Source organism: Gemmiger formicilis, assembly GCF_024462815.1.
Taxonomy (GTDB): domain Bacteria; phylum Bacillota; class Clostridia; order Oscillospirales; family Ruminococcaceae; genus Gemmiger.
This window is the reverse complement of record NZ_JANGCG010000013.1, coordinates 69356-78261: the sequence shown is the minus strand read 5'-3', so window position 1 is coordinate 78261 and position 8906 is coordinate 69356. Positions and strand designations below refer to the sequence as shown.

The window sequence follows — 8906 nt, the reverse complement described above, 5'->3', positions numbered from 1 at the left end:
GGGGGCTGCCGGGCCCCCCCCGCCGTGGTTTCCCGGCAAATGGCATTTCCGGGAAACCGCCCTTCACACCGCGCCGTAAATTCCTTTGACGCTGACCTCTCCGGTGAACACGCGGGTGTCGCCGGATTCATCGTGTACAACGAGCTTGCCGTCATCGTCCACATCAATGGCCGTGCCCGCGCCGCCGTCATAGGTGACGCGGCGGCCCAGATTGACACACCGCGCCTTGTAGCGCTCGCGGTAGGGGGCAAAGCCCTCGGCCTCGTAGGTATACAGCGCACGGTCAAAACCGAAATCCGTCATATACTGGGCCAGCCACTCGGGGTCTGTGTCCATATCAACCGCCACACCCTGCAGCGCCAGACTGGTGCCGTTGGGCAGGCCCGCGGCGTCAAAATATTCCTGCGGCTGGGCCAGATTGATGCCGATACCCACCACGATGCTGTGCCCATCCGGGCCGACCTCACAGAGAATGCCGACAATTTTCTTGCCGTTGAGCAGCAAATCATTGGGCCACTTAATCTGGCACTCAACACCGTAGCGCTCGCGCAGGGCGTCGCAGACAGCCAGACTGGCAAACAGCGGCAGGGTGGCGGGCTGCACTAAATCCGTCTTGATGACGGCGGTATAGTACAGGCCCTTGTGGGGCGCGTCCAGCCAGTCGCGGCCCAGACGGCCCCGCCCGGCGGTCTGGTGGGTGGTATACACCGCGCCGACAGGCCCGAACTTGTTCAGATTCTGCTTGGCCCAGAGGTTGGTGCTGTCTACCTCGGGCAGATACAGAACGCTTTCATTCATATGGCAGGCACCCTCTTCCAGCTGAATTCACATTGACCGTCATGGATGGTGATTACACCGTAGCTGCCGCCGTCCCGCAGGCTGCCGGGGTTAAATACCGTGGCCGCCGTGCCGACGCCGCGCACCAGCTCCCGCCGGTGGGTGTGGCCGAACAGCGCCACATCCGCGCCGCGCTCCCCGGCGCTCTCGGCCAGGCGCTCGCTGCCCATCTTGACGCCGTAGTGGTGGCCGTGGGTGTAGAAAAAGAGCACCCCGCCGAACGGCGCCATTCCCTCGCTGGGCTCGCTGTAGTTGACATCACAGTTGCCCGCCACGCGGTAAATCGGGTAGGGCACCGGCTCCTTGCGCAGCTCCAGCGCGGCGTTCAGGTCATACAAACCATCGCCCAGATAGAACATTGCATCGGCCGTTTCGTTGTTCAGCACCCAGCGCAGGTCGCGCAGACGGCCGTGAACGTCGGAAATAACCAGTATCTTGCACATAAACTAACTCCGCGTGCGGGCGCACCGCACTTACTTCAACATTTCTTTGTAGATTTCGCCCTTGCTGAACGGCGTACCGGCTGCGGCCTGCTTGGCGGCAGCGGCCGGGGGCATACCGCCTGCCTGCAGGGCGCGGGCGGCGGCAACGGCCTCCTCCAATGTGGGGGCAGCCGCCTGCTCCACGGCGGCGGGGTCTGCCCCGGCCAGCACCAGCACATACTCGCCGCGGGGGTCGTTTTCCCGGTAAAAGGCCACGGCCTCGCCCAGCGTGGTTTTCTTGATTTCCTCGTGCAGCTTGGTCAGCTCACGGCAGAGCGAGACAGAGCGCTCCGCGCCGAAGGTGGCCGCCAGATCGTCCAGCGTGCCGCGCAGCTTGTGCGGGGCCTCGTAGAAAATCATCGTGCGGGTCTCGTTCTGCAAAAAGGCCAGACGCTCCCGGCGCTCCCGCTTGGGCACCGGCAGAAAGCCCTCAAACACAAAGCGCGCTGTGGGCTGGCCGCTGGCCGCCAGCGCCGTGACGCAGGCGGATGCCGCCGGAATCGGCACCACCCGGATGCCCCGGGCGTGCGCCTCGCGGACAATCTGCTCGCCGGGGTCGCTGATGCAGGGCATACCGGCGTCACTGCACAGCGCGCAGTTCTCCCCCGCCTCAATGCGCTGCAAAATGGCCTCGCCATGGTGCAAGGCGTGCTCATAGTAGCTGACCATCGGCTTTTTCAGCCCCAGATGGTTCAGCAGCCGCAGGGTCACGCGGGTATCCTCGGCGGCGATGAAATCCGCCAGACCGAAGGTAGCCGCCACGCGGGGCGGCATATCGTCCAGATTGCCAATCGGCGTGGCAACCAGATACAAAGTTCCGGGCAAAACAAAAACCCCTTTTGAAAGTAATATAGTCTATTATACCCGGATTGTCCGGCAAGTGCAAGCAAACCGGCGGATTTGGACGATAAAAAGCAAAAGAGGCGTACCCCCGGCAGGCACGCCTCTTTGATTTGTTGCAAGACTTATTCGCCGCTGCGCTCTGAAAAGCCGTACTCGTGCTCCTTTAGGGGCAGCTCGGTGGTTTCGGTGTTTTCAATACGGGCCCAGCGGTTTGTGCGCTCAATCGTGGGGACAAGCTCGTCCAGCGCGGCACGCTCGCCCTGCGCCTCCATCGTGACGCTGCCGTCCCAGTTGTTGGCCACCCAGCCGGTCAGGCCCAGATGCTGGGCGGCGGCGCGGGCGTAGTAGCGGAAGCCCACCCCCTGCACCATGCCGGTGAACCGCCAGCGGCGGCGGACGGTGCTCATGCGTCGATGCCGGTGACGGTGTAGTCCTTGGCCTCGACAGCAGCCTTCAGGTCGGCATCGGCCACGTCAGCGCTCAGGGCCACAACGGCGGTGCCCTTCTCGTGGCTGACCTCGGCGCTCTGCACGCCCTCCAGCGCCTCCAGCGCCTTCTTCACGGTGGCCTCGCAGTGGCCGCACATCATGCCTTCAATGTGAATCGTCTTTTTCATAGTTGCTTCCTCCGTTTTATTCGTTTCGGCGGGCTGCACATGGCAGGCCCCGCCGGGGCAGCTTGCTTCCGGTTCGATGCGCGCCGGGGCCTTGCGCTTCGGCGGGGCATCGTGGGCGGCGTTGCGCGGGTTAAAGGCGTTCAGCCGCAGCGCGTTCGTGACAACGCAGACGCTGGACAGGCTCATGGCCGCCGAGGCAATCATCGGGTTCAGCGTGATGCCAAGGCCGGTGAACACACCCGCCGCCAGCGGGATGCAGATGGCGTTGTAGAAGAACGCCCAGAACAGGTTTTCGTGAATGTTGCGCACCACCGCGCGGGACAGCCGCACGGCGGCAGGCACATCGGCCAGATCACTGCGCACCAGCACCACATCGGCGGCGTCCAGTGCCACGTCCGCACCGGCGCCGATGGCAATGCCGGTCTCGGCGCGGGTCAGGGCGGGCGCATCGTTGATGCCGTCGCCGACCATCGCCACGCGGCCGGTGCTCTGCAGGCGGCGCACCTCGGCCTCCTTGCCCGCAGGCAGCACGCCCGCAATCACGTGGTCGGCGTCCAGACCGACCGTTGCGCCAATGTGGCGCGCCGTGGCGGCGTTGTCACCGGTCAGCATCACAACCCGCAGCCCCAGCGCCTTCATCTGGGCAATCGCGTCCTTGGAGGTTTTCTTGACAACGTCCGACACACCGATAACGCCTGCGGCCTTGCCCGCCAGCGAGAAATACAGCGGCGTGATGCCGTCCTTGCTCATGGCCTCGCCCGCCTGCTGCAAATCCTCGGGCAGCTCGCAGGTCTCGCGGATAAAGTCGGCGTTGCCGCCTGCGATGACCTTGCCGGCCACCTTGCCCTGCAGACCCTTGCCGGGCACAGCCTCAAAGTCGGTCACAGTGGCGTAGGAGAGCTTGTCTTTCTCGGCACGCTGCAAAATAGCGCGGGCCAGCGGGTGCTCACTGCGCAGTTCCAGGCCCGCGGCCATGCTGAGCAGGAATTTTTCGGGCACGTTGCGGGTGCCCACCACCTTGACAACACTCGGCTCGCCGGTGGTGACGGTGCCGGTCTTATCCAGCAGCACGGCCTCGGTGTAGCCGGTGGTTTCAAGGCTGGCGGCGGTCTTGAACAGGATGCCATTCTTGGCGCCCACGCCGCTGCCCACCATGATGGCAACCGGCGTGGCCAGCCCCAGCGCGCAGGGGCAGCTGATGACCAGCACGCTGATGCCGCGTGCCAGCGCAAAGGTAAAGGTCTGGCCCAGCAACAGCCAGATCAAGAAGGTAGCCGCCGCAATGCAGATAACCGTGGGCACAAAAATGCCGGAGACCTTGTCCGCTGTCTTGGCCAGCGGGGCCTTGGTGGCGGCGGCGTCCCGCACAAGGCGGATAACCTGCGACAGGGTGGTGTCCTGCCCGACGCGCTCGGCACGGCAGGTCAGAGCGCCGTTCTGGTTGATGGTGGCGGCGCTCACCGGCGAGCCGGGGAACTTGTCCACCGGCATACTCTCGCCGGTCAGGGCCGCCTCGTTGACGGTGGAAATGCCCTCAGCCACGGTGCCATCCACCGGGATGCTCTCGCCGGGGCGCACAAGGAACAAATCGCCGACCCTGACCTCACTGACCGGGATCGTGACCTGCTCACCGTCCCGCAGGACGCAGGCGGTCTGGGGGGCCAGCTTCATCAGGCTCTTCAGCGCGTCGGTGGTCTTGCCCTTGCTGTAGGCTTCCAGCGTCTTGCCGACGGTAATCAGCGTCAGAATCATCGCCGCCGACTCAAAATAGAGGTCGTGGCGGTACTGCATGACCAGCTCCTCATTGCCGGTGGAGAGGCCCACGCAAATCATAACGATGGCAAACACACCGTAGGCCAGCGAGGCGCCAGCCCCCAGCGCCACCAGCGTATCCATGCCGGGGGCGCGGGTTTTTATACCCTTCCAACCCGAGAGGAAGAAGGCGCGGTTAATCCAGCAGACCGGCAGCGTCAGCACCAGCTGGGTGCCTGCAAACAGGATGGCGTGCCAGCCGCCGCCGTGGAACACACTGCCCAGCGGCAGACCAATCATATGCCCCATCGAGACATACATCAGCGGCACCAAAAAGCAAAGGCTGGCAATCAGGCGCTTTTTCAGCTTGGGTGTCTCGGTGTCCTCCAGCTCGGCGTTTTCGCTCTCCGCCGTGGCCAGGGACGCGCCGTATCCGGCGGCATCCACGGCGTTGATGATCCGTTTGGCCGTGGTGTCGGGGTCGGCATCGGGGGCATAGTCAACCTGCATCGAGTTGGTCAGCAGGCTGACCGCGACCGAAGCCACGCCCGGCACAGCCGACACAGCCTTTTCCACATGGCTTGCGCAGGCCGCGCAGCTCATGCCGGTAATTTCATAGCGTTGCATGGGGAAGTCCTTTCTTGAGAGAATAGCGATAAGAGAGATACAGTGTGGCGAGCAAATAATAAAGAATAAATAAAAAATAATAAATTCGGTGGTGTTTTCGCCCCGGAGGGGCGAAAACGAAAAAAGTAACGCACGGCATTTTGTTTTTGCCCCCGGCAGGGGGCAAAAACTTCACCTTTTTTATTATTTATTATTTTTTATTTCTTATTTGTCTGTCGTTTTCCGCTTGCCCGCCACCCTAATTAAAACAAACCTTCCGGCAGAACAATGTCATTTTTCGGCACTTGGCCCCAATCAAATGTCCGGGCCAGCTCCTGCGGGGTGACCGGGCGTGGCGTGCTTTGCAGGCCACAGGCAAAGGCCAGCTTGCCGATGATTTCCTCCGCGGTGTATTTTTCCCGCAGATTTTCAAGGCTCTGGTCACCGTCCCGCTTGGAAAGCCGCCGCCCGTCCGCTGCCAGCAGCAGCGGCAGATGGTAGAATTTCGGCGCGGTCAGCCCCAGCTCCCGGTAGAGCCAGAGCTGGCGCGGCGTGCTCGAAAGCAAATCGCTGCCGCGCACAACCTCGTTCACGCCCATCAGCGCATCATCCACCACAACCGCCAGCTGGTAGGCAAACACACCGTCCGCCCGGCGCAGGTAGAAATCGCCGCAGTCACGGGTGAGGTTCTCCTCGTAGTGCCCCATGTGGCCGTCCTCAAAGGCAATCGTCTCATCGGGCACCTGTACCCGCCATGCGGGGGCGCGGGTGCGGCTTTTTTCGGCAATCTGCTCCGGCGTCAGGCCGCGGCAGGTCCCGGCGTAGACGACCTGACCGTCACTGCGGTGGGGCGCGCTGGCCGCGTGGAGCTGGCTGCGGCTGCAAAAGCAGGGGTAGACCAGCCCGCGGCGAGACAATTCATCGAAATAGCGTTGATAAATCTCGCTGCGTTCGCTCTGGTAGACAGGCGGTGTCGGGCCGTCGGCGGCAAGGCCCAGCCACGCCAGATCGTCTATGATGGCGTCCGCATAGCGGCGCGGGCAGCGCTGGGTGTCCAAATCCTCAATGCGCAGCAGCACCTGACCGCCCTTGCTTTTGGCGCTCAGCCACGCCAGCAGGCAGCACATCAGGTTGCCCAGATGCATCCGCCCGCTGGGGCTCGGCGCATAGCGTCCGGTCATCATTCCAGCGTATAGGTGCCGTCGCCGAGGGCACGCAGATGCACGCGGTAGAAGGCTGCCACCGCCTTGGTCATCGCCTCGGCGTCCGCCACGGAGGCCGTCTCCACGGCGCTGTGCATAGCCAGCTGTGCCAGACCGATGTCCGCCATCGGGATGGGCAGGGTGTGGCTCTGCAGATTGCCCAGCGTGCTGCCGCCGGCCTCATCGGCGCGGTTCGTGAACACCTGTACCGGCACGCCGGCCTTCTGGCAGACGGCGCGGAACACCGCACCGCTGACGGCGTTGGTGGTGTACTTCTGGCTGGCGTTGTACTTCAGCACCACGCCGCCGCCCAGCCGCACCGGGGCGCAGGGGTCGGATTTCTGGGGGAAATTCGGGTGGGTGGCGTGGGCGTTGTCCGCGCTCAGCATAAAGCTGTTGGCCAGCGCCCGCGGCATTGCCTGCCCGCTGTGGGGCACAGCCTCGATGATACGGTCAAGCACATCGCGCAGATAGCTGCTCTCGGCGCCCATCCGGCTGGACGAGCCGACTTCCTCATTGTCGAGCATCGCCCAGACCGGGGCACAGGCGCTGTCGGTCTCGGCGGCCGCGTCCAGAAAGCCCAGCAGCGTTGTGGCGGCACATTCCAGATCGTCAATGCGCGGTGCCATAAAGAACTCGCCATCCGGGCCAATCTGGGTCGGCGTCTGGCGGGTCACCAGCTGCAAATCGGTGTCCAGAATATCCGCCGGGTCAACGCCCAGCTCCTCGGCCACCAGGTCGGTCAACGTGCGGCTGTCCGCAGGACCCCACAGCGGCTGCATATCCACCTGCGGGTTGTAGGTGTGCCCCTTGTTGACATCCCGCTGGAAGTGGATGGCCAGCGACGGAATGACCAGCAAATCACGGTCAATGCAGACAAGGCGGCTTTCGATGCCGTCCTCAGTCTTGACGATGACGCGCCCGCCAACCGTCAGCGGGCGGTCAAGCCAGGTGGGCATAATCATCCCGCCGTAGCCCTCCACGCTCAGGCGGCGGCAGCCATCGTTCTCCACGCGGTCATTCTTGACCTTCCACGAAGGGGAATCGCTGTGGCTGGCCACAATGCGCCAGCCGCCGATGGCGTGCTCCGGCACGCGCCACGCAACAACAGACGAGCCGTTCCGGGTGACATAGTAGCCCTTGCCCGGCTCCAGGTTCCAGTAGTCGGCCTCCTCCAGGCGGGTGTAGCCCGCGGCGCGCAGCCAGCTTTCCGCCGTGGCGGCGGCGTGGAACGGGGTGACGGACTCCTGCAGAAATTCTACCAGATCATCGTACATAGGTTATTTTCTCCTCTTGAACATATTTTCGCACGGCGTGCGGGTTTCTTTACACATATATATAGACATTGTAGCGCAAATGCGTGCAGGAAACAAGTTGCAAACCGCGGAAAAATGCTCTATACTCAGTATATCCAAATGGTCGATTTTGACAAGTACGCACTTTTTGGAAACCGCTACCCAAAAGGAGAGTGAACCCTATGCACCCGAACGAGCATTGCAACTGCCGCTACGCCGATGTTGGCTGTGACAAGATGGAGCAGGTCATGGACCAGATCAGCGGCAAATGGAAAATGCGCATTTTATTTATGGTAGGCGCGCACGGCACCCTGCGCTACGGCGAGCTGCGCAAGCTGCTGGACGGCGTCACCCACAAGATGCTGTCCAACCAGCTCAAGGAACTGGCCGCCGACGGCCTTGTGGAACGCATCGACTACAACGAGGTCCCGCCCCGGGTCGAGTACCGCCTGACCCCCAACGGCGAAGCTCTGATGCCGATTTTTGACGATATTCAGGCCTACATCCGCAAGGGCGCGTGCAATTCCTGCTGTCCCCCGGAGACACGCCACACCTGTTGTGAATAATATGGGGGAAAGAGTTGATCGGAAGAGGTCGGCCACGCAGACTTTCCCCTCATCCGGCCCTGCGGGGCCACCTTCCCCCTCCGGGGGAAGCTGTCACCGAAGGTGACTGATGAGGGCGAGCCTTCCCGCAGGCAGCTGTCCCCCCTATACACACCACACCCAGAATCGGAGGCATACCTATGCGCAAACTAGCCGTTCTTCTTCTGACCGCCGCACTGCTGGCCGGGTGCGCGTCCGCACCGGCGGATTCCCTCGCACCTTCCGCAGCGCCTGACACCGCACAATCTGAGACCGCGCCCACCGAGGCACCTTCCGCGCCCGAGGCCACCCCCGCCGATACCACCGCCGAGCAGCAGGCCATTCTGGAGCAGCTGGTGGACTTCGGCGCGGACACAGCGGGTGGCAGCCTGAAAACCGCCCGCGCCGCCGCCGTTCTGGTGGAATACCTGAGCACCTCCACACTGGAAGCTGACACCATGACCGACTGGCGGGCCGGGCTGACCGCCGACAAGCAGGAGCTTCTGGCGCTGAACTGGCCCGACATCCTGTTCCGGGCGCAGGCCATCTGCACTGACCCCGCCGCCGAGGCTGATTTGCTGGCCTCCGCCGGTGTGACAACAGATTTCACCGCCCTGCAGCTGGACGCCGTGCCCGACAGGCTGGCTGCAGCGGATGCTGTGCTGGGCTGCACAGACTGATTGCGTAAA

At 63.3% G+C, this 8906-nt stretch carries 9 protein-coding genes; 2 read left to right on the top strand and 7 right to left on the bottom strand.

Going from position 1 to position 8906, the window contains the following annotated elements; genetic code table 11:
* Positions 1–63 precede the first annotated feature (63 nt).
* The 7 genes from NE623_RS11130 to NE623_RS11100 all read right to left on the bottom strand — a co-directional run bounded on the left by NE623_RS11130 (position 64) and on the right by NE623_RS11100 (position 7615).
* Complete coding sequence (locus NE623_RS11130; RefSeq protein WP_256272457.1) at positions 64–798, bottom strand: biotin--[acetyl-CoA-carboxylase] ligase; 735 nt, start codon at positions 796–798, stop codon at positions 64–66.
* Entirely contained in the window at positions 795–1280 is a 486-nt protein-coding gene (locus NE623_RS11125) for a metallophosphoesterase family protein (protein WP_256272458.1), read from the bottom strand. Before NE623_RS11125 ends, NE623_RS11130 begins: the two co-directional genes overlap by 4 nt.
* A 30-nt stretch (positions 1281–1310) precedes the next feature.
* Positions 1311–2144 carry a 16S rRNA (cytidine(1402)-2'-O)-methyltransferase gene (gene rsmI, locus NE623_RS11120; RefSeq protein WP_256272459.1) on the bottom strand — a complete coding sequence of 278 codons (834 nt, stop codon included), beginning with the start codon at positions 2142–2144 and terminating at the stop codon, positions 1311–1313.
* Positions 2145–2284: 140 nt separating this feature from the next.
* Entirely contained in the window at positions 2285–2569 is a 285-nt protein-coding gene (locus NE623_RS11115; RefSeq protein ID WP_256272461.1) for an acylphosphatase, read from the bottom strand.
* Positions 2566–5157: a heavy metal translocating P-type ATPase gene (locus NE623_RS11110; RefSeq protein WP_256272462.1), complete on the bottom strand. Its 2592-nt coding sequence runs from the start codon at positions 5155–5157 to the stop codon at positions 2566–2568. Before NE623_RS11110 ends, NE623_RS11115 begins: the two co-directional genes overlap by 4 nt.
* A gap of 242 nt (positions 5158–5399) precedes the next feature.
* Positions 5400–6317 carry a tRNA glutamyl-Q(34) synthetase GluQRS gene (gene gluQRS, locus NE623_RS11105; protein WP_256272463.1) on the bottom strand — a complete coding sequence of 306 codons (918 nt, stop codon included), beginning with the start codon at positions 6315–6317 and terminating at the stop codon, positions 5400–5402.
* The gene (locus tag NE623_RS11100) at positions 6317–7615 is read right to left on the bottom strand and encodes a M18 family aminopeptidase (RefSeq protein WP_256272464.1); all 1299 of its coding nucleotides are present in this window, start codon (positions 7613–7615) and stop codon (positions 6317–6319) included. Before NE623_RS11100 ends, gluQRS begins: the two co-directional genes overlap by 1 nt.
* A 200-nt stretch (positions 7616–7815) precedes the next feature.
* On the opposite strand from NE623_RS11100, the gene NE623_RS11095 reads away from it, so the two are divergent.
* Together NE623_RS11095 and NE623_RS11090 are read left to right on the top strand one after the other, a co-directional pair.
* Complete coding sequence (locus NE623_RS11095) at positions 7816–8199, top strand: winged helix-turn-helix transcriptional regulator (RefSeq protein ID WP_256272465.1); 384 nt, start codon at positions 7816–7818, stop codon at positions 8197–8199.
* 179 nt (positions 8200–8378) lie between these two features.
* A complete protein-coding gene (locus NE623_RS11090; protein ID WP_256272467.1) occupies positions 8379–8897 on the top strand; it encodes a hypothetical protein in 519 nt (172 codons plus the stop codon).
* The last annotated feature ends 9 nt before the right edge of the window (positions 8898–8906 follow it).